Raw genomic sequence first — 19,670 nt, 5'->3', positions numbered from 1 at the left:
CCTCTCCTCTTTCTAGCTATTCACCAAATGGGCGTAAAAGCCACCCTGTGCAAGCAAATCAGCATGCTTTCCTTCTTCAACAATCTTGCCCTGATCCAAGACAACAACTTTCTCTGTCCGCTCAGCAATGGTCAAACGGTGAGCAATGAAAATCAAGGTCTTGTCTAAAGCCATCAGATTATCCACAATCCGCTTCTCTGTCAGAATATCCAAACTGCTGGTCGCCTCATCCAAAATCAAGACCGGCGCATCTGTCAAGAGAGCACGCGCCAGAGCAATTCTCTGACGTTGACCACCTGAGATCCCTGCCCCATCCGAAGTCAACTCTGTCTGATAATTCAGTGGCATACGCTCGATATCCTCCCGAATCTCTGCCAATTCGACCGCCCGTAAGATATCCTCTTGAGTCGTCCCCTCCTTGGCTCCAAGGAGAAGATTGTCCAAAATCGTTCCGTTAAAGACATAGGGCTGCTGAGGCAGATAATTGATATACTGGCGCAGGGCTTTTTTATCAATCTGATTGAGATTGACACCACCCAGACTAATCTCTCCCTGACTTGGGTCGTAAAAATTAACCATCATCTTGGCCAATGTCGTCTTACCTGACCCTGAAATCCCCACAAAAGTCACCTTAGAACCCTGCGGAATAGTCAAATTGATATCTGACAAGACATCTCGACCATAGCCATACTTGTAGGAAACCTGCTTGAAGGTCATATCTCCCTTCATCAAGCTCAAATCCTCAACCGTTTTCTTCTCCTCAAACTCCGAAGCTACCAGATATACTTCATTTAGACGGTTATTGGCAACCTGCGCTGTCTGAAGTTTGGTTTGCAGGTTGATGATATTTTCCAAAGGATTGGTAAAGTAAACCAGCAAGGTATTATAGGTAATCAACTGCCCCAAACTCATCTTGCTATCCATGACCAGAACAGCTCCCATCCAGAGAATGCCTACATTGAGCAAGAGATGGGCAACTTTTTTCAGAGCCTTTTGCTGACTCTCTGCTCGACTATAGATAAAGGACTTCTTCAGATAATTCACAAATTCCTTGTCAATTTTTTGGTAACGCTGACTTTCACTGGTCAAGGACTTGATGGTCTCAATACCATTGATGTCCTCAATGATAGAAGAAGACAGAACCGCATTGGCTTCCATGGTATCCCGATTCATCTTTTCAAACGGCTTCATAAAGGCAAAGATGATCACTGTATAGATAGGAAGTGCCAATAAGGTCATGAAAAAGAGATTGGTATTTTGTGAAAATAAAACAAGAGAAATAATGACAACCGTTGACACATCTAGGAAAATCGAAAGAATGGTCGAAGCCAGCGCATCAATGATACTGTTAGCATCTGTAAAACGAGACACGATTTCCCCTGTCCTGCGTGTCGCAAAAAAGGACATAGGCAGGTGAAAAACATGTTTGATATAGGATAAAATCACGTCAATCGACAAGCGTTGCCCCAAAACAAGTAAGAGATACTCCTGAGCGTAAGACAAGATCTGCTGGAGAATATAGACGATGACCAGTCCAATAGAAATAATCCCAAGCGTCGAACGCATCTGATCTGGCACATAGGTATCAATGATAGACTGCAGATAATAAGAACCCACAATGTTAATCAGGGTCACCAAAAGTGTCGCTAGGACGATGTTGGCAATCAAGCCACGCTGCTTCACTAATATAGGGATAAAAGAGAGCAGGCCATTCTTTTGATCCTTATGAGGCTTGTAGTCTGGACTAGGTGCCATAAAAAGAGTCACTCCTGTCCATTCTTCCGCAAAACGCTCACGTGGCAGTTTGGTCAATTTCACCCCAGGATCTGGATCGGCAATATGAATGCTATCCTTATCCTGACCAATTACCACATAGTAGTGGAGCATTTTTCCTTCCTTAAGCACATGAGCAACAAAAGGAAAGGTCAAATCTGGCAAGTCAAAAAGCGTCATATCCGCCTTAATGGCTCGCGTCTCAAAACCAATCTCCTCTGCCACCTTGACCAAGCCCAAAGCCGTCGTCCCATCCATGGTCGTCTTAGCCAATTCTCGCAAGTGAGCCAAAGAATAATAGCTACCATAGTAGCCAAAAACCATGGCTAATGAAGCTACACCGCAGTCCATCTGATCCACCTGCGAACGATAATGACGTTTCCCAAATTTCATCTTCATCTCCTTTTTCCTAATACTCAATGAAAATCAAAGAGCAAACTAGGAAACTAGCCGCAGGCTGCTCAAAACACTGTTTTGAGGTTGTAGATAGGACTGACGAAGTCAGTCACATATATACGGCAAGGCGACGTTGACGTGGTTTGAATTTGATTTTCGAAGAGTATAAACTCATCTGATAACAACTATCTTACCCCAATCCCCAAATAAAAACTGGACTTCCTCCCCAAATGCGCCTATCTCCCTCCCAAATGCACTTTTAGGATAAAAAAATAGGCAGAACAAACGTCATGCCTACTAAAAATATGGTATGAAAGGAAATTGATTTTTTACTGACACCCTAGGCAAGCTTGGAACAAATAAACCATTGATAGTAAACTTTACGACATCCTATTTAAAGTTACTTCAATTTTTAATGTCCCTGCTATTTCTAAGCCACCTTTGGTATGATCTATTCATAGTCAGAATAGATAACACTGTTCTAAATTACGATTCATAGTTACTCCTTTTAAACTCCGATGTGATGCATTCTGAGATTATACCCTAGTCATTTTAGCGCAGACTAACAAGTCATTCTTAGCTACTTACTCTACTTGCTTTTTATTGACCTTATATCCTAGATAAAAGAGCCCAAATAAAACAGGGTAAATTTCTGGATAAAATAGGGTATTGATCGGATTTTTCAAAATCAAATACGTTGCGATGTAGATTATGAGCGATACGGTAAAATAACCCTCAGCAAAACCTAATAAAAATGTTTTCATGTTAGACTCCTATTTACCTGATAAGAAATGGCGGAAAGTTCTGCCATTCACATGCACAAAATCCCTTTGATTCAGATTCATCATTTATATCTTTGATTATTTTTTGACAAATCTTTGCGAAAAATACCAAAATATCCTGCGAAAAGCAAACCAACCAAAGTCCATTGCCAATTAAAGGATACTAACGAACCTGTACGAATCACATGAAGCGCGACATTAAGAGTTATTCCCAACAAAGGAAATATCGTGGCTAGTTTAGGTAACAATGTATTGAGATTAAGGTTGCGATTATTCATTATCTAACGCCCACGACGAGCCAAATCTGAACCAAATGTGTAACCAGCCCCAAATGCGCCAAATGCAATAGCACTTAGGCCAAATATAATCGAAATAGGTTCAATTCCTCCTTCAATTACTTGCAAATCTTTCTCATCAACTACTTGAAATTTATCCATTCTTTTCTCCTTTACTTCTATATAATAAAATGAATACCATTAAAAACAATGAAATTGTTGGTATATTAAAATCATCAAACCATGTAGGTAAGGGTAGCTTATTCACATCAGCTACCAACCTGATAATTGTATAAGATATTGAACTAAGTAATACCATAAGCTCAGGCCAAATCTTCAACATTAATTTAACAAATTTCATATATATCTACAAAATTATGGTCGATTAGCATAATATCCTGCAGCTATACCCGCACCTGCTGAAACTGTAGCAAGCGTAGCTACACCTCCAATTAATTTCCAACCAATAACTACACCACCAATAATAATTGGTGCAATTCCTCCATCTACATTCATCAACTCTTCTTCTGTAAGAGCTACAAAGTTCTGTTCCATTTTGTCAAAATTTGTCATCTTTTTTCTCCTTTATTTCTATTTTTTAGTTTACGATTTCTGGCTCTTAAACCATTTTAAAAACCAGAATAGATAAATTACTGAATTCCTTTTCGTCTCACTTATCTATTTGAGAAGTGATTTAAAATGAACAGGTAGATTTCATTTATTTTAAATACCATTTGATAAACCATGGCAATAAGATTGGTAAATACATCGCGTAGTCTCCTTCCTTTTCCTCTTACTTATCTATTCGAAAAAAATTTCGAAAATGTACAACTAAATTAAATTTTATTTAAAAAATAATTTAATGAACCACGGATACAAGATTGGTAGATACATAAACCAGACTCCTTTCTGTTTCCTCTTGCTTATCTATTCGAAAAAAATTTCGAAAATGTACAACTAAATTAAATTTATTTGAAAAATAATTTAATGTACCATGAATAGAAAATTGGTAGATACATGAAGCAAACTCTTTTCCTCTTACTTATCTAATCGAAAAAATTTCGAAAATGTACAACTAAATTAAATTTATTTAAAAAATAACTCAGTGAACCATGGATAGAACATTGATATAAACATGAACTAGGCTCCTTTCCTTTTCCTCTTACCTATCTATTCGAAAAAGAAGTCAAAAAAATAAGAATATCAGAAAATTTTCCGACATTCTTATTGATAAACTCATCCAAGTCTAACAGATATTAGACATTGAGATGTTTTTTAAGTGTTCTTCTGGCTGTCCGTGATACGGGGAAATGCAAGCCTTCTAACAAGGTCACTTCTGTGGCAGTCATCTCTTCAATTGCCTGTAAACTGACTAACGTATTGCGATTGGCATAGACAAAGTAATCTTTTTCAGCCTTGGCAGCGATATCCTTGAGACTGCCATAAATGGTCTTGATAGAATGATTGGCATAATAAACCTTGATACGATGGGATTCCACTGAGGTTTCAAAGGCTAAAATTTCATGGTAGGGCAGAGTAAAGCCCCGTCTTCCCTCAAAACTATAGGTGAAGAGACGCATATTTTCCCTCTTGTCCACTGCCAGTACATAGTCCAGACAGCGCTCCAACTGATGACGGTAATCTTCCTCAGGCTGATCCTTGGAAATAAAATCCAAGGCAGACAAGTGATAGCGAAAAGCTAGAGGCAAGGCCTCCGAGTGCGTGGACACAAAGACAATGCTTGTAAAGGGATCTCGCTCCCGAACCTGTTGAGCAACCTGAAAGCCCCGTTCACGCTCTCCATCAATCTCTAAATCTAATAAATAGAGCTGGTAATTGTCAAAATACTGAGAATACTTTTCAACATCTCCATAGTTTTTGGCAATATCAATTTCCAATCTTAAATTGCGAGAGCGACCAATATCTAGTAAAGTCTGCTCTATCCGTCCTTGCTGGACTTTATCGTCTTCCAAAACTAAAATTCTCATTCCTCTCCCCCTCGTTTCTCATCCTTAAATGGCAATTCTAAGTCTTGTCTAAAGGTCGTCTCTCCTAGCTGGGTATCTAAGTTTAAATCATAATGAAAAACCATATCCTCCAAGGTTGCTAAGCCCAGTCCACTGTGGTTTCCCTTGGTAGAGTAACCCTTTTGACTGAGAATGCTGGGATTCAGTTCTTCTTTCTTACGAGTGTTTTCAATGATAAAACGGACACTCCTATCGTCTGCCAATAAAGCAACCCGAATCTGCGGATTTTCCGCCTCACTGGCTGCCTCTAAGGCATTTGTCGTGAGGATAGAGAGGATACGGATAGCCTCCAACATCGGCAAATCCAGCTCTTCGACAACCCCCACCGTCTCCAAACTAAAATGAATTCCCTGATTATCTGCCACAATCATGGCTTTTGCCAAGGTATTGCGAATGGCTATATCATGGATATTGTGGAGATTAAAGGCCGTGTAGTCCGCCTTTCTCAGCTTTTCATTGGTCTTTAGAAAGACATCTTGATAAATGGTAGACACCTCAGCCATGTCTTGATTGGCTATGGCAGGTTCCATGCTGGCGACAATTCCTGCAAAATCATGACGGAAACCTCGCACTTCATCATAGAGATGACCTAGCTTGTCCACCATCCCTTGCAAGGAACGATTTTCATCTTCCTGTCTCTGAATAGTCTGCTCATCACGATAAATCTGCTCCAAATGCTTAATATAAAAGAGCCAAGAGAAAAAGAGAATGAAAATCAGAAGGGAAATGGTCGTGTCAAAACGAACGTAGAAAGGATTACATCCCCCAGACATGATGGATGAAAACAGTCTGAAACCAAACAATAAGGATAAAATCCACATACTTTTCATCACTAACGATCGAAATTTATCTAAAAATAATATATTGAAATCAATTCCCCATCGTCTTAAAATGACAACAGACAAAAACAACGAAATCAAACTAAATACAGAATTAAATCCACTATGCAAAAAATCAGATAGTTCAGAGTAGTCAAATATCAATCGTATTATAAATGTCAAAACCAAATATCGAATACTTTGATAAAACACAAATAGATAAAGTGCAAGAAAGAGAGCTTCCTTCTTCTTTTTCTTTAACACAATCCAAAATATTATATAAAAGAATAATAAATTGGCAACATGCGAGAAACTCGGAAAAACGAAGGTAGCAAATAGCTTAAAAACTACCAAAAGAAATATAGAACGTTTGTCATAAAATGCTTTAGAGAGTTGACTACCTAGATAAATCGGAGGAGCTAGTATATTGATTAAAATCAATATGAAACATAAAAATTCAAGAAATATAATCATAAATCTGTTTAGTTAACACATTTTAATCAAAATACTATCTTGGCTCTGGGCGTAGATGTAGCCAATGGTAAATATCTTCAAAAATCCCTCCACCATTCACTTCCTTCAATACCTCTGGGGTTAACTCTTCAAATTGTTCCAATTCTACAAATGTATTTTTCATTTCCATGACAGACTCCTTTTTATTATTTTATAGATAACTCTATTCCCTGCTCCATCTACAAAAGGCTTTAGCTTCCTTTTAAAATACAAGAAATCTAAAGCCTCCTGAAAATGGTATATTGGTTAGAGTGTTAACAATTAGTTGTGAAGATGTTATTTTTATTTAACCACGACCACTTTATAATATTCGTTTGAGTGTGGAGATTCAATCTTAATTTTTTCACCATATAAACCATCAATTTCTTTATCAAGATAATCTGAAACTCCTGATGGCAAGCGTTTCATCTTAAGAATCTCACCAGATTGATCCGCATAGGCTAGAATGTGATGATGAGTAGTGGTTGCTCCATCATCAATTAATACAAAGTAACCTGTTTTGAGCTTACCTTTCTCATTTTCTAAATAGTATAGTTTATTGTTATTGATTGTAAAGTTGGTAGCTCCAAGACGAAGTCGTGCACCTGGATTTTCTAAATAGACATCATTGCCAACTTTTTTAATCTCTGAATAGGTTGTCATTGCTGGGATATTAACCACACGATGTCCATTTTCATCAAAGTAGTAGCGATTTGGTAAGTTTTGGAAGTTCTGTACAACTGCCTTAGGATCAATATCTTGTCCTTCTTCTTTATTATCCACTAAAGCTAAGGTTGTATTTGAAACCACCTCCCCATATTTATTAGAAAACTTTTTAAACTCTGGCTTGATGTACCAAGCATTTTTTTCAACAATGACTCCATCTTTTCTATGAATAAGATGATAATCATACCCGTCAGATAAAGTAACAATATTTGTGATAATTGTATCATCCGCTTGAGATTGTTCAACCTGACTTGGGAGTTTGGTTAACAGATATCCATCCTTACCAATGACATAACTTTCCCCATCACTGGCTGGAACAGCTCTGTCTGCGACCATAGCACCTGATTTTTCAAAGTAAGACCATTTACCATTTGGAGTCGCCCATCCTGTTGCCATAGCGCCACTGCCTTTGAGGTAATACCATGTAGATCCTTCTTCGTACCAGCCAGTGCGCATGGCACCACTATTTGCGAGTGAGTACCAGGTATTGCCTTCCTTGTACCAGCCTGTGCGCATAGCACCACTATCTGCTAGTGAATACCAAGTATTGCCTTCTTTGAGCCAGCCTGTCTGCATTTTACCAGTGCTGTCAAAATGATACCATGAGCCAGCATTTTGTACCCATTTATCCTTAGCTAGACTGCCATCTTGAGAAAGATTCCAGTCAGCACCATTTTTAACCCAAGTATCTGCAGCCTGTGCTTGATTGATAGACAAAAGTAAACCAGCACCTGCAAGCAGACCAAGAGTGAGTAGTTTAGATTTTTTCATAGCCATTTCCTCCTTTATTGAATAGCTATAGGAGGGTTTCCCCTCTTTATTTAGCTATATTCTAATACTTTTCATAATCAAAGTCAATAATATTGTGAAAGATTAGACAATATTACCAATATCTACGAATTGTATTTTGAGTAATACCGTATTGATCCATATAAGAAACATATTGACCTGGATATGGAGCATGAACTACCTTTCCACCACCAACATAAATACCTACATGGTCATTTGTCTCTTCACTATTATACAAAATCAAATCTCCAGCTTGTTGAGAACCATTACTTACATAACTTCCTCCTGTTGCTTGACCATAGGTCACTCTAGGAATACTAATATCAAACTTAGCATGAATAGCCATCGTAAATCCTGAGCAATCTACGCCACTATTCAAATCTGCCCCACCCCAAACATATGGGATTTTCCCTACAAATGTCTCGGCATATTCACCAAGTGCCTGTCCACGATTTTCTACCCATACACCACTGTCTCTAAAGAAGTATGGTGTACCATTCACACGTTGATAACCAGTGACCATAGCACCACTAGCAGATAAGTAGTAATAATTACCATCAGGTTGAATCCAAGTATTTTCTTTCATCCATCCTTGGTCATCAAAATAGTACCACTTGCCATCTAATTGTTCCCAATTTTTAGCATAACCACCTGAACCGTATTTAAACCACCATTTACCATTGGTTTGCATCCATGTTCCTTTCGGATCACGATATTGATTGAAAGCTTTCTTCTCTTGATTTCCCTCTGCTTGGGTTTCTTTATCTTCAAAACCAATCAATTTTACTTGATCAGCTTCTTCAGCTTTTATCTTGCCTTGATTAACTAATTGAGCAATCGCTTCTTTCTCACTTGCTGATGGGGAATCAGCATAGGCTACCGTAGTATTTGCTAGGAGAACGCCTCCTGCAAGAACTAACAAACTAGAATAAAGATATTTTTTCATCGTGAAAATCCTTTCTTTTTTCTCCTTTTTGGAGATTGATTTTTCTGATTTCATTATATCCCTTATTTGTCCTCAAATTTCTCCTGTCCCTAGAAAGACTAAATCTGTTCCTAAACGGTCACTTATACTCAATGAAAATCAACGAGCAAACTAGGAAGATAGCCGCAGGTTGCTCAAAGCACGGCTTTGAGGTTGTAAATAGAACTGACGAAGTCAGTAACCATACCTCCAGTAAGGCGACGCTGACGTGGTTTGAAGAGATTTTCGAAGAGTATTAAGCCAAATAAAAAATTCCAAAGCAGGTGCCTTGGAACTCCGATTGCTATTTTCCTTGAATGATTTTAACCACATCTCCTACACTTTGCAGTTGGTCAATTTCCTCATCACTGATTTCGATACTAAATTCATCTTCCAGCGTCAAGATAAACTCCATCAAGTCAACGGAGTCAGCATCCAAGTCATCTTTCAGACTCAAGGATTCTGTCACGACAAAGTCCTCTCCCTGTCGCTCTTGGATAATGGTCACAATACGGTCAAAAATTTCTTTTTCTGTCATCTCTTTTATTCTCCTGAAAATTCACGCGCAGTCTGGGCAACTACGTCTGTTTCTAGCATGGTACGAATCTGGCGGATTGTACTATAGACAGCCTTGGCATCGCTGGAGCCATGAGTCTTGACAACAGGTGCCTTAACACCAAACAAGACTGCTCCACCAACATCTGAGTAGTTGAGCTGTTTTTTCAAACCTCTGAGACTGTCCTTAAGAAGGAGGGCACCTAGTTTCGCTCGAAGACCACCACCTGTAATAGCTGTCTTGAGCAAGCCCATGATTCCCATAGCTGTCCCTTCAATGGATTTGAGCACAGCGTTTCCCGTGAAACCATCTGCCACAACAACATCTGCAACGCCATTCATCAAATCACGCGCTTCCACATTTCCGATAAAGTTCAAACTTTCATCAGCCACTAATAATTCATAAGTTTCCTTACGAAGCGGATCACCCTTGCTACTCTCTGTTCCGTTGTTGAGCAAACCAACACGTGGTTGCGCAATTCCACGAACATTTTTAGCATAGAAGGAACCTAGAACCGCGTATTGATGGAGGTGATGTGCTGTATTTTCCGCATTGGCACCGAGGTCCAGCATGTCAAACCCCTTCCCATCTACAGTCGGCAAAGTCGACATAAGCCCAGGACGATCGATGTTCTTGATACGACCCACGATGAAAAATCCTGCTGCTAGTAAAGCACCTGTATTCCCAGCTGAGAGAACAGCGTCTGCTTCTCCCTCTTTGACAGCCTTGGCCGCCAAGACCATACTGGCATTTTTCTTCTTCCGAATAGCTCTCGTAGGTTCATCGTCTGAATCAATCTTCTCATCCGTATGGATAATGCTGACGCGCTCTGTCGCTGTTAGATATTGCTTGATTTTAGCTTCATCTCCGTAGAGTTGAACCTCGATATCTGAAAAGTCAGCTAGGGCTTGATTGACACCCTCAACGATGGCCTGAGGTGCGTAATCGCCCCCCATGGCATCTACTGCGATTTTTTTCATTTCTTTTCCTCTTTTAGTAATTGTCCCCAGTCTGCTAGGGAATCAATAAATTTCTTTGATTTTAGGTGAATCCCAACGTACTCTTCGTAGAGTTGATCCATAAATTGGCGTAGTTCTTGCTTGATTTCAGGCTTGAGCGAAATGGTCTCCAATGTCTCAAAATCAATAGCTTGAAATTGATTGAGCAGATAGGGGATATTGGGATTGAGATGGCAACGTCTCTCATCTTCATGATAATGATTTGGACAGAGGCAGGCTCCATATTTGAAAGAAAAGTCAAAAGCCTGACCGACCCGATGACAAAAGACACACTCATTAAAATTGAGACTAATACCAAATCGGGTCAAGATTTGAATTTCAAAAATATTAGTCAAAACCTGATAATCCAAGCCCGCTTCCATCAATTCCAAAGTCTTTTGCAAAAAAGCAAACAAGGGAGCATCCTGCTGATTGTCCTGCAAACTAGCATCGGCAAGAGCTGCCACGTAGGTCGCATAGGCCCTGACAAAGAGATCACTATTAATCTTGGGAAAGGTCATCACCTCGTGATAATCCTCAATGTAGCTAAGCCCATCATCATTGATTCGCAAGAGAAATCGTGCCAGCACTAAGGGCTGAATAACAGGTGCCAGCTTAGACTGGCCAGCATGTTTAACGAAAAACATGCGCTTGCCAGCCTGCTCTGTAAAAATCTTGACTAGCTTATCATCCTCCCGAAAGTTGCGATTGTAGAGCACCAAGCCTTGACTCGTGATAGACTGAATCATGCTTCTCTCATGTACTCCTCAAGTCGTTTCATGGCTTCTTCGATAGTCTCCATGCTAGCCGCATAAGACAGGCGAACGTAACCTTCTCCATAACGCCCAAAGGCAGCACCAGGGATAAAGGCAACAGCCTTCTTCTGAGCAAAATCCTTGAGAAAGGCAAAGGAGTCTTGATTGTAGCCCGCTGGAATCTTAGCAAAGATATAGAAGGCACCGTCTGGTTTAATAATCTCAAAACCAAGAGCAGTCATTTTTTCGATGATATAGTCCCGACGCTGGATGTATTCCTTTTTCATGGGCTCCGCATCGTTTTTACCAGCCGTCAAGGCTTCCACCGCAGCATGTTGAGCCATGGTATTTGCGGCAGTCACCAAGTACTGGTGACTCTTGATTAACTGGGCTGTGAAGGCCGCAGGAGCGAAAATCAGCCCCAAACGCCAACCTGTCATGGCATGCGATTTAGATAGACCATTGATAATAATAGCTTGGTCTCTCAACATAGTTCCCAGAGACACATGGGCTTCGCCTGTGTAGGTCAATTCTGAGTAAACCTCATCACAGACAACAAAAATTTCGTACTTGCGTAAAACAGCTGCCAAGGCCTCCAACTGCTCCCGACTGTAGGTAATTCCTGTCGGATTTGCTGGATAGTTGAGAATAACCGCCTTGAGCTTATCACCCTGCTCCAAAATAGCCTTTTCCAACATCTCAGGAGTCAAGACAAAACCATTTTCAGTTGTGTCAATCTCGACAATCTCTGCCCCAACTAGATTGATAATCGGCTCATAGCCTGGATAAGCAGGAGCTGGCAAGAGTACCTTGTCTCCCTCTTCCAAAATAGCTGTCAAAGTAGCAGATAAAGCCTCTGTCGCCCCAATTGTAACCAAGATTTCATTTTCAGGAGCATAGTCCAGTTGGTACTTTTCCTTAACAAAGTCACTGGCCGCCTGACGTAGAGTCAGCAAACCACTCATCCCTGTATAGTAGGATTGGTTCTGATCAATCGCTCGCTTGGCCGCCTCCTTGACATGATCTGGCGTTGTAAAATCAGGCTCCCCCAAGGTCAAACGCAAGACCCCAGGAATCTCCGAAATAGCCTGGTCAAACTGACGAATCAACGAAACTTGAATCTTATCTAACTGTTTATTAAAGCGCTTAGTTAAGTCCATAGATACCTCCTACTTTCAAAACGTATCTCTATTATACTACAAAAGCCCCCCGACCGCAAAAATACATGATAGAATAGCTTTCCACTTTCTATTTTACTTTTCCTCTTTACAGGTCTATAATGGTAACAGATTCTATTTGGAGGTTTTTATGTCATTTCTATCAAAAAATGGAGCAGGCATCTTGGCCTGCCTTCTGATTTCACTACTTGCTTGGTATCTAGGCGGATTCTTCCCTGTGATTGGCGCACCCGTCTTTGCGATTTTCATAGGCATGCTCCTACATCCCTTTCTCTCGTCTCATAAACAACTGGATGCTGGATTGACCTTTAGTTCCAAAAAATTGCTCCAGTATGCCGTTATCTTGCTTGGTTTTGGTCTCAATATCTCGCAGGTCTTTGCAGTCGGACAATCTTCACTCCCTGTCATCCTGTCCACTATCTCAATAGCCTTGATTGTTGCCTACCTTTTCCAGCGTTTCTTTGCACTGGATACAAAACTGGCTACCTTGATTGGGGTGGGGTCTTCAATCTGTGGGGGCTCTGCCATTGCGGCGACAGCGCCCGTCATCCATGCCAAGGAAAAAGAAGTCGCCCAAGCCATTTCCGTTATCTTTTTCTTCAATGTCTTGGCTGCGCTCATCTTTCCAACTCTAGGAACCTGGCTTCACTTATCAAATGAAGGCTTCGCCCTCTTTGCAGGAACTGCAGTCAACGATACTTCCTCTGTAACCGCCACAGCCAGCGCCTGGGACAGTCTCTACCAGACTAATACCCTCGAATCCGCAACCATTGTCAAACTCACACGTACTCTGGCTATCATCCCCATCACTCTCTTTCTCTCCTACTGGCAAAGTCGCGAGCAAAAAAATAAGCAAGGCTTACAACTGAAAAAAGTCTTCCCACTTTTTATCCTTTACTTTATCCTCGCATCTCTCCTAACCACCCTACTGACCTCTCTCGGTGTGTCCAGTAGTTTCTTTACCCCTCTCAAACAACTTTCCAAATTCCTCATTATCATGGCCATGAGTGCTATCGGTCTCAAAACTAATCTGGTCGCTATGGTCAAATCCAGTGGAAAATCCATTGTTCTCGGAGCCGTCTGCTGGATTGCCATCATCCTCACCAGCCTCGGTATGCAAGCATTGATTGGTATTTTCTAATACTCTTCGAAAATCTCTTCAAACCACGTCAACGTCGCCTTGCCGTATATATGTGACTGACTTCGTCAGTCTTATCTACAACCTCAAAACAGTTTTTTGAGCAGCCTGCGGCTAGTTTGCTCTTTGATTTTCATTGAGTATAACACAAAAGGTAGCCCACCAGCTACCTTTTTCTTATGCTTCCTCAATCAAGCGTGTGTGTTCTCTCTTGATGCAACGATTCATCACGATATCATCACATCCTCCAGCACGCAAGATTTCTTCCGCTTCTAGACTTTCAAGTCCTAGCTGTGCCCAAAAAATCTTTGCATCAGCTTTGAGAAAATCACGCGCCACATCTGGCAAAAATTCACTGCGCCGGTAAACATTAACAATATCTACAGGAAAAGGAATCTCAGCGAGGCTTGCATAAGCCTTTTCACCCAAGATTTCGCCACCTGCTACCTTGGGATTGACTGGGATGATTTTATAACCCCGAGCCTGCATTTCCTTGGTCACTCGATTGCTAGTTGTTTCTTCACGGTCTGACAAGCCCACTACAGCAAGGGTTTTACTCGTTGCTAGATACTGACGAATCACACCATCACTTGGATTGATAAATTCTTGACTCATAGAAATCCTCCTTTTTCATCAGTATAGCATATTTTGAAAAGGCTTGCAGAATTCTACTACAAAAAAGGAGGACTAGCCCCCTTTTTATTTAGCCTCGTACCAGGTTGCCCCTTCATTTTCATCTGCAATGAGGGGAACACTGAGTTGAATGGCTTCTTCCATGATTTGTTTCACTAATTTTTTCATCTCTGCCAGTTCCGATTTAGGAACTTCAAGGACGATTTCATCGTGCACTTGCAGAAGCATCTTAGTCTGATAACCACCTGCAACCAAGGCTTTATCCAGCTGAATCATGGCAATCTTGAGAATATCTGCCGCCGATCCCTGGATTGGTGAATTAATAGCCGTCCTCTCTGCAAAACCACGAATATTAAAATTGCGCGAATTGATATCTGGCAACTCACGACGACGCTTGAAAAGTGTCTCTACATAGCCCTTATCACGCGCCTCACGCACCACTTCATCCATGTAGTTTTTAATACCTGGGAAGCGTTCAAAGTAGGTATCAATGTAGGCCTTGGCCTCCTTACGGCTAATGCCCAAATTATTAGACAAACCAAAATCTGAAATCCCGTAAACCACTCCAAAGTTGACGGCCTTGGCATTGCGACGGTCGTTTGGCGTCACATCCTCAGGACGTTCAATTCCAAAGACACGCATAGCTGTTGAAGTATGGATATCTGCTCCATCTTGGAAGGCCTTGATTAAGTGCTCATCCTTAGAGATATGCGCCAAAACGCGCAATTCAATCTGCGAGTAGTCCGAGCTGAGTAGCACACTATCCTCCCACTCAGGCACAAAAGCCTTACGAATGAGACGGCCCTGCTCCAAACGCACAGGAATATTTTGCAAGTTTGGATCCACACTAGACAGACGCCCAGTCTGAGTCAAATCCTGCACATAGCGAGTATGAATCTTGCCATCAGCCAAAATCCAGTCCTGCAAGCCAATTACATAAGTCGATTGAATCTTAGCAATCTGACGATAGTCTAGGATTTTCTTAACAATCGGAGCAATAGGAGCCAGGCGCTCCAAGACATCCACCGCTGTCGAGTATCCAGTCTTAGTTTTCTTAGTGTACTCTAGAGGAAGTCCCAATTTTTCAAAGAGAAGCACTCCCAACTGCTTAGGCGAATTGATATTAAACTCCTCACCAGCCAGTTCATAAATCTCCTGAGTCAGTTTTTCAATGACAAGCTCATTTTCAGCCTGCATCTCAAGCAAGGTCTCTTTCTTGACCGTAATCCCAGCAATTTCCATCTTGGCAAGGACAAAAGCCAGAGGTTGCTCCATATCATAAAGAAGCTCTAATTGCCCATTTTCGCTGAGTTTTTCAAGTAAAACAGGCTCTGTTTCGACCAAAACAGCAAGTTTACGTGCCAAATGTTCTAAGAATTTCTCGCGTTCAGGAATGGCCTTTTTAACACCTTTACCGTAGAAAGTCTCATCATCAACCAAATAAGTCTGACCATAAAGACTAGCAATAGTCGCAATTTCATTGTCCTCCACAGTCGAAAGGAGGTATTTAGCCAAACGACTATCAAAAGCAGGTGACTGCAAATCCAGACCAAAACGATGCAAAAGAACTTTAGCCTTTTTGAAGTCATACACTCTCAGAGGTGTTTTTTCTAGGAAATCCTTGAAAATCGGCTCTTGCAACAGCTCAAGCTTGTCTGTGGCATAGAGCTTTTCCCCACAAGACCAAGCAAAACCAACCAAATCATCCGTATGGTAATTCTCACCAAAAAGCTCAAAATGGAAGATAGACTCTTCACTCAGCATATCTTGACTGATTTGGTTAACAATAGTAAAATCCAAACTCTCAGTCACATCAGCTGACGACACATTTAAAGTCTGCTTGAGCTGTTTGAAGCCCATCTCATCGTAGAATTTTCCAAGATTTTCCACATCTGGACCACTATAGACCAAGTCCTCCAAACCAATCTCAATCGGTGCCTTGGTATCAATGGTCGCTAGTGTTTTAGACAAAAAGGCCTGTTCCTTATCATTGATAAGATTTTCCTTCATCTTAGAAGCCTTCATCCCATCGATATTCTCATAAATCCCCTCGAGTGAGCCATGCTCCAGCAAGAGCTTGATACCCGTCTTTTCACCGATTTTGGTTACTCCAGGGATATTATCCGACTTATCACCCATGAGTGCCTTGAGATCGATAAACTGAGTCGGTGTGATGCCCATCTTTTCCATAAGATATTCTGGCGTAAAGGCCTCAAACTCAGCCACACCTTTCTTGGAAATCTCAACCACCGTATGCTCATCCGTCAGCTGAATCAAGTCCTTGTCCCCACTGACAATGGTAATATCAAAACCATCCTGCTCAGCTAGTTTATCCAGCGTCCCAATGATGTCATCTGCCTCATACTGAGCCAACTCATAGTGACGAATCCCCATATGATCCAACAACTCACGAATGAAAGGAAATTGCTCACGAAACTCATCAGGAGTCTTAGCCCGACCACCCTTATAGTCCGCATACATCTCTGTCCGGAAGGTCGTCTTCCCCGCATCAAAAGCTACCAAAATATGACTGGGCTCAACCCGCTCCAATAAATGACTCAACATCAACTGAAAGCCATAAATGGCATTGGTATGCAAACCAGCCGCATTCTTAAAACGGTCCAACTGCTGATAGAGCGCAAAAAACGCCCGAAAAGCAACAGAAGACCCATCAATCAATAATAATTTTTTCTTATCCATACACCCATTATAAAGGAAAGCACCAAAAAATACCATTGGGAAGAGCTAGACCGAGTATTTTTCATCTCTTTTCCGAATAAATAGATAGAGCCAGAGAATCCATTAAACCTAGATTTAAAAATGTGCTATAATGAAAGGAGAAAGAATATGACATTACGTCATCCGGGCATCAGCCCAACCAATGATTTAGTGGCTAAGAAGATTTTTAGCAATCCAGAAATCACTTGTCAATTTATACGCGATATGCTGGACTTGCCAGCAAAAAATGTGACCATTTTGGAGGGAAGTAACATTCACGTCTTGCCTTCCCTGCCCTACTCGGCGCAGGATTTCTATACTAGTATAGACGTCTTGGCAGAGTTGGACAACGGTACTCAGGTTATTATCGAAATCCAAGTTCATCATCAGAATTTTTTTATTAATCGTTTGTGGGCTTACCTGTGCAGTCAGGTCAATCAAAACCTTGAAAAAATTCGTCAGCAAGAAGGCAATACTCATCAAAGTTACAAACACATCGCCCCCGTTTATGCCATTGCAATCGTGGATAGCAATTATTTCCAAGATGACTTGGCTTTCCATAGCTTTAGTATGCGCGAGGACACGACAGGTGAGGCTTTAACAATTACAAACAATGGACAAGAAAACTATCTAGTCAAGATAGCATTCTTGGAACTAAAAAAATACAGAGAAACCAGCAAAGACAAGGTTCGCAAGCCGTGGTTGGAGTTTTTCGGGAATAAGCCCTTTACCCAACAACCTGAGCGAGCTATCAGCCAAGCAGACCAACTGCTGGACTACAAGAGCTGGTCCGAGGAGGACAGGAAGATGTTTAGTGAACAACGCAGACGCGAAGAACAAGCTTTGTTAGCACAGGACTATGCTTTGGAAACTGCTAGAGCCGAGGGACTTGAACGTGGGAAAGTTGAAGGAAGAGTCTTTGCTTTCTTAGATATAGTTCGCCAAGGTCTTCTGACTTCCGAGGTTGCCAGTCAGCAATTGGGTATGACTGTCGCTGAATTTGAGGCACTATTGTAAGTTTATAGAATAACATAAAAGTGAACAAAGCTGAAACATCGTTTTGTTCACTTTTTTCTTCTTTTCAACAGAACTCTCACTATAGTCCATATCACAAAAAGAGAAGGGCATAAATCCTTCTCTTTTATATCTTCAACTAATTAGTTTTTGCGTTTCACAAATGGAAGGGCACCAAGGAGCAATCCAAGGAATCCTAATGATGCAATTGCAACATTATCTTTTCCACCAGTATTTGGAAGTTCTTTCTTATCATCTGCTTTTGCAGCTGGGGCTTGATAAGTATTGTCTTGGCTAGTTCCTGCTACAGTTGGTGCAACCGCAGGAGTTGCTGGAGCATCTGCTGGTGTTGCTGCTGGAGCATCTGTTCCAGAAGCTGATGGTGTTTTTGATACAAGTGCAGGTTCATTTACAGCTGTGTTATCACTTTGTCTACCTTCTTCTTTAGTTGGGCTACCAGTACTATCACCTACTTTTTTAATTTCAGGATACTCTGGAAGTTCTTCTTGAACTAAAGCTTCACCTTTTTCTGATTTAGGTTGTTCAGCTGGTTTATTTTCCTCAGCAGGAGCGGGATTTGTAGTTTCTTCAGCTTTTTTATTTGCCTCATCTAATTCTTTTTCTGCTTCTTTTGCAGTTAAGCCTTCTTTGAATCGTTTCACAAAGTCAGATCTCTTTTTAGCTGCTTCTTCCTTTAATTTTTCAATTACTTCCTGTTTTTGTTTTTCTAATTCAGGATCATTCTTCGTATCAGCTTTTTCTAATTCTGCAATTGCTGCTTTTAATGCCGCATCATAATTAGCTAAGAATTCTTTTTGCGCTGCTTCTTCTTTAGCTGCCGCTTCTTTATCTTCTTCTGCAGCCTTCTCATTCGCTTTATCGATTAATTCTTCGGCTTGTTTTGCAGTTAAGCCTTTTTTGAAGCCTTCTACGATTTGTTTTCTTGTTGCGTCTGATGCTGCTTTTAATGCTGCAATTGTATCAGCTTTTGCTTTTGCTTCTTCTGGACTATTCGTTTCAGCTTTTTCTAACTCTGCAATTGCTGCTTTTAATGCTGCATCATAATTAGCTAAGAATTCTTTTTGCGCTGCTTCTTCTTTAGCTGCCGCTTCTTTATCTTCTTCTGCAGCCTTCTCATTCGCTTTATCGATTAATTTCTCTGCTTCTTCTACAGTTAATCCTTTTTCGAAGCCTTCTACGATTTGTTTTCTTGTTGCGTCTGATGCTGCTTTTAACGCTGCAATTGTGTCAGCTTTTGCTTTTGCTTCTTCTGGACTATTCGTTTCAGCTTTTTCTAATTCTTTGACAGCCTCTTCTAATGCTTTATCATAATTTGCTAAGAACTCGTCTTGTGCTGCTTTTTCTTTTGCTGCCGCTTCTTTATCTTCTTCTGCAGCTTTCTCATTTGCTTTATCGATTAATTTCTCTGCTTCTTCTACAGTTAATCCTTTTTCGAAGCCTTCTACGATTTGTTTTCTTGTTGCGTCTGATGCTGCTTTTAATGCTGCAATTGTGTCAGCTTTTGCTTTTGCCTCTTCTGGACTATTCGTTTCAGCTTTTTCTAATTCTTTGACAGCCTCTTCTAATGCTTTATCATAATTTGCTAAGAACTCGTCTTGTTTTGCTTTTGCTTCTGCT

The 19,670-nt window shown here is 40.8% G+C and carries 20 protein-coding genes; 3 read left to right on the top strand and 17 right to left on the bottom strand.

Features of this window, described 5'->3' with window-relative positions:
* Nucleotides 1–12: 12 nt before the first annotated feature.
* From comA to STYK_RS00230, 10 genes are all read right to left on the bottom strand, one after another.
* A complete protein-coding gene (gene comA / locus STYK_RS00280; RefSeq protein ID WP_261805017.1) occupies nt 13–2,166 on the bottom strand; it encodes a peptide cleavage/export ABC transporter ComA in 2,154 nt (717 codons plus the stop codon).
* Nucleotides 2,167–2,753: 587 nt separating this feature from the next.
* Nucleotides 2,754–2,933, bottom strand: a complete 180-nt coding sequence (locus tag STYK_RS00275; RefSeq protein ID WP_000846993.1) for a hypothetical protein — start codon at nt 2,931–2,933, stop codon at nt 2,754–2,756.
* Between the two features lie 80 nt (nt 2,934–3,013).
* Nucleotides 3,014–3,229: a bacteriocin immunity protein gene (locus STYK_RS00270; protein WP_080550793.1), complete on the bottom strand. Its 216-nt coding sequence runs from the start codon at nt 3,227–3,229 to the stop codon at nt 3,014–3,016.
* Nucleotides 3,230–3,232: 3 nt separating this feature from the next.
* Nucleotides 3,233–3,388, bottom strand: a complete 156-nt coding sequence (locus tag STYK_RS00265; protein ID WP_000357248.1) for a smi_0061 family bacteriocin-like peptide — start codon at nt 3,386–3,388, stop codon at nt 3,233–3,235.
* A 213-nt stretch (nt 3,389–3,601) separates the two neighbouring features.
* Nucleotides 3,602–3,799, bottom strand: coding sequence for a class IIb bacteriocin, lactobin A/cerein 7B family (locus tag STYK_RS00255; RefSeq protein WP_084923534.1), 198 nt, complete (start codon nt 3,797–3,799; stop codon nt 3,602–3,604).
* A 683-nt stretch (nt 3,800–4,482) separates the two neighbouring features.
* Nucleotides 4,483–5,214: a response regulator transcription factor gene (locus STYK_RS00250; protein ID WP_049515847.1), complete on the bottom strand. Its 732-nt coding sequence runs from the start codon at nt 5,212–5,214 to the stop codon at nt 4,483–4,485.
* Nucleotides 5,211–6,083 (bottom strand): GHKL domain-containing protein, encoded by an 873-nt coding sequence (locus tag STYK_RS00245; RefSeq protein WP_239822230.1) that lies wholly within the window; start codon nt 6,081–6,083, stop codon nt 5,211–5,213. The genes STYK_RS00250 and STYK_RS00245 overlap by 4 nt, the downstream gene beginning before the upstream one ends.
* A 496-nt stretch (nt 6,084–6,579) precedes the next feature.
* Complete coding sequence (locus STYK_RS00240; protein WP_049515851.1) at nt 6,580–6,714, bottom strand: ComC/BlpC family leader-containing pheromone/bacteriocin; 135 nt, start codon at nt 6,712–6,714, stop codon at nt 6,580–6,582.
* Nucleotides 6,715–6,866: 152 nt separating this feature from the next.
* Nucleotides 6,867–8,060, bottom strand: coding sequence for an N-acetylmuramoyl-L-alanine amidase family protein (locus tag STYK_RS00235; RefSeq protein ID WP_261805016.1), 1,194 nt, complete (start codon nt 8,058–8,060; stop codon nt 6,867–6,869).
* A 112-nt stretch (nt 8,061–8,172) separates the two neighbouring features.
* On the bottom strand, nt 8,173–9,024 hold the full coding sequence (locus tag STYK_RS00230) for a C40 family peptidase (RefSeq protein ID WP_247947546.1): 852 nt from the start codon (nt 9,022–9,024) through the stop codon (nt 8,173–8,175).
* A gap of 131 nt (nt 9,025–9,155) precedes the next feature.
* Here STYK_RS00230 and STYK_RS00225 point away from each other — a divergent pair, with 131 nt between their 5' ends.
* Entirely contained in the window at nt 9,156–9,302 is a 147-nt protein-coding gene (locus STYK_RS00225) for a hypothetical protein (RefSeq protein WP_080983384.1), read from the top strand.
* Nucleotides 9,303–9,346: 44 nt separating this feature from the next.
* On the opposite strand, the gene STYK_RS00220 is transcribed toward STYK_RS00225, so the two are convergent.
* Genes STYK_RS00220 through STYK_RS00205 form a run of 4 tightly spaced genes read right to left on the bottom strand, consistent with a single transcriptional unit; the run spans nt 9,347 to nt 12,511 of the window.
* The gene (locus STYK_RS00220; RefSeq protein ID WP_000136449.1) at nt 9,347–9,580 is read right to left on the bottom strand and encodes an acyl carrier protein; all 234 of its coding nucleotides are present in this window, start codon (nt 9,578–9,580) and stop codon (nt 9,347–9,349) included.
* 5 nt (nt 9,581–9,585) lie between these two features.
* On the bottom strand, nt 9,586–10,578 hold the full coding sequence (gene plsX / locus STYK_RS00215; RefSeq protein ID WP_261805015.1) for a phosphate acyltransferase PlsX: 993 nt from the start codon (nt 10,576–10,578) through the stop codon (nt 9,586–9,588).
* Nucleotides 10,575–11,345: a DNA repair protein RecO gene (recO, locus tag STYK_RS00210; RefSeq protein WP_261805014.1), complete on the bottom strand. Its 771-nt coding sequence runs from the start codon at nt 11,343–11,345 to the stop codon at nt 10,575–10,577. Before recO ends, plsX begins: the two co-directional genes overlap by 4 nt.
* Nucleotides 11,342–12,511, bottom strand: coding sequence for a pyridoxal phosphate-dependent aminotransferase (locus STYK_RS00205; RefSeq protein WP_261074049.1), 1,170 nt, complete (start codon nt 12,509–12,511; stop codon nt 11,342–11,344). The genes recO and STYK_RS00205 overlap by 4 nt, the downstream gene beginning before the upstream one ends.
* A 148-nt stretch (nt 12,512–12,659) precedes the next feature.
* Here STYK_RS00205 and STYK_RS00200 point away from each other — a divergent pair, with 148 nt between their 5' ends.
* Nucleotides 12,660–13,670, top strand: coding sequence for a YeiH family protein (locus STYK_RS00200; RefSeq protein WP_261805013.1), 1,011 nt, complete (start codon nt 12,660–12,662; stop codon nt 13,668–13,670).
* 174 nt (nt 13,671–13,844) lie between these two features.
* Here STYK_RS00200 and STYK_RS00195 read toward each other — a convergent pair whose 3' ends face one another.
* Both STYK_RS00195 and polA read right to left on the bottom strand, forming a co-directional pair.
* Nucleotides 13,845–14,282, bottom strand: a complete 438-nt coding sequence (locus STYK_RS00195) for a CoA-binding protein (RefSeq protein ID WP_000076488.1) — start codon at nt 14,280–14,282, stop codon at nt 13,845–13,847.
* Between the two features lie 84 nt (nt 14,283–14,366).
* Nucleotides 14,367–17,000 (bottom strand): DNA polymerase I, encoded by a 2,634-nt coding sequence (polA, locus tag STYK_RS00190; RefSeq protein WP_261805012.1) that lies wholly within the window; start codon nt 16,998–17,000, stop codon nt 14,367–14,369.
* Nucleotides 17,001–17,147: 147 nt separating this feature from the next.
* Here polA and STYK_RS00185 point away from each other — a divergent pair, with 147 nt between their 5' ends.
* The gene (locus STYK_RS00185) at nt 17,148–18,035 is read left to right on the top strand and encodes an Rpn family recombination-promoting nuclease/putative transposase (protein ID WP_261082616.1); all 888 of its coding nucleotides are present in this window, start codon (nt 17,148–17,150) and stop codon (nt 18,033–18,035) included.
* Between the two features lie 140 nt (nt 18,036–18,175).
* Here the strand turns inward: STYK_RS00185 and STYK_RS00180 are convergent, their stop codons facing one another.
* On the bottom strand, nt 18,176–18,694 hold the full coding sequence (locus STYK_RS00180) for an LPXTG cell wall anchor domain-containing protein (RefSeq protein WP_261805011.1): 519 nt from the start codon (nt 18,692–18,694) through the stop codon (nt 18,176–18,178).
* Between the last annotated feature and the right edge of the window lie 976 nt (nt 18,695–19,670).

Origin of the sequence: Streptococcus toyakuensis (genome assembly GCF_024346585.1) — a bacterium.
In the GTDB taxonomy this organism is placed as follows: Bacteria; Bacillota; Bacilli; order Lactobacillales; family Streptococcaceae; genus Streptococcus; species Streptococcus toyakuensis.
The sequence above is the reverse complement of the archived record's forward strand: the minus strand, read 5'-3'. Positions and strand labels throughout refer to the sequence as shown.

Excerpts from the sequence above, each read along its gene's own strand:
- comA (WP_261805017.1), bottom strand. The coding sequence starts at position 2,166 with ATGAAATTTGGGAAACGTCATTATCGTTCGCAGGTGGATCAGATGGAC.
- STYK_RS00275 (WP_000846993.1), bottom strand. The coding sequence starts at position 2,933 with ATGAAAACATTTTTATTAGGTTTTGCTGAGGGTTATTTTACCGTATCG.
- STYK_RS00270 (WP_080550793.1), bottom strand. The coding sequence starts at position 3,229 with ATGAATAATCGCAACCTTAATCTCAATACATTGTTACCTAAACTAGCC.
- STYK_RS00265 (WP_000357248.1), bottom strand. The coding sequence starts at position 3,388 with ATGGATAAATTTCAAGTAGTTGATGAGAAAGATTTGCAAGTAATTGAA.
- STYK_RS00255 (WP_084923534.1), bottom strand. The coding sequence starts at position 3,799 with ATGACAAATTTTGACAAAATGGAACAGAACTTTGTAGCTCTTACAGAA.
- STYK_RS00250 (WP_049515847.1), bottom strand. The coding sequence starts at position 5,214 with ATGAGAATTTTAGTTTTGGAAGACGATAAAGTCCAGCAAGGACGGATA.
- STYK_RS00245 (WP_239822230.1), bottom strand. The coding sequence starts at position 6,083 with ATGAAAAGTATGTGGATTTTATCCTTATTGTTTGGTTTCAGACTGTTT.
- STYK_RS00240 (WP_049515851.1), bottom strand. The coding sequence starts at position 6,714 with ATGGAAATGAAAAATACATTTGTAGAATTGGAACAATTTGAAGAGTTA.
- STYK_RS00235 (WP_261805016.1), bottom strand. The coding sequence starts at position 8,060 with ATGAAAAAATCTAAACTACTCACTCTTGGTCTGCTTGCAGGTGCTGGT.
- STYK_RS00230 (WP_247947546.1), bottom strand. The coding sequence starts at position 9,024 with ATGAAAAAATATCTTTATTCTAGTTTGTTAGTTCTTGCAGGAGGCGTT.
- STYK_RS00225 (WP_080983384.1), top strand. The coding sequence starts at position 9,156 with ATGAAAATCAACGAGCAAACTAGGAAGATAGCCGCAGGTTGCTCAAAG.
- STYK_RS00220 (WP_000136449.1), bottom strand. The coding sequence starts at position 9,580 with ATGACAGAAAAAGAAATTTTTGACCGTATTGTGACCATTATCCAAGAG.
- plsX (WP_261805015.1), bottom strand. The coding sequence starts at position 10,578 with ATGAAAAAAATCGCAGTAGATGCCATGGGGGGCGATTACGCACCTCAG.
- recO (WP_261805014.1), bottom strand. The coding sequence starts at position 11,345 with ATGATTCAGTCTATCACGAGTCAAGGCTTGGTGCTCTACAATCGCAAC.
- STYK_RS00205 (WP_261074049.1), bottom strand. The coding sequence starts at position 12,511 with ATGGACTTAACTAAGCGCTTTAATAAACAGTTAGATAAGATTCAAGTT.
- STYK_RS00200 (WP_261805013.1), top strand. The coding sequence starts at position 12,660 with ATGTCATTTCTATCAAAAAATGGAGCAGGCATCTTGGCCTGCCTTCTG.
- STYK_RS00195 (WP_000076488.1), bottom strand. The coding sequence starts at position 14,282 with ATGAGTCAAGAATTTATCAATCCAAGTGATGGTGTGATTCGTCAGTAT.
- polA (WP_261805012.1), bottom strand. The coding sequence starts at position 17,000 with ATGGATAAGAAAAAATTATTATTGATTGATGGGTCTTCTGTTGCTTTT.
- STYK_RS00185 (WP_261082616.1), top strand. The coding sequence starts at position 17,148 with ATGACATTACGTCATCCGGGCATCAGCCCAACCAATGATTTAGTGGCT.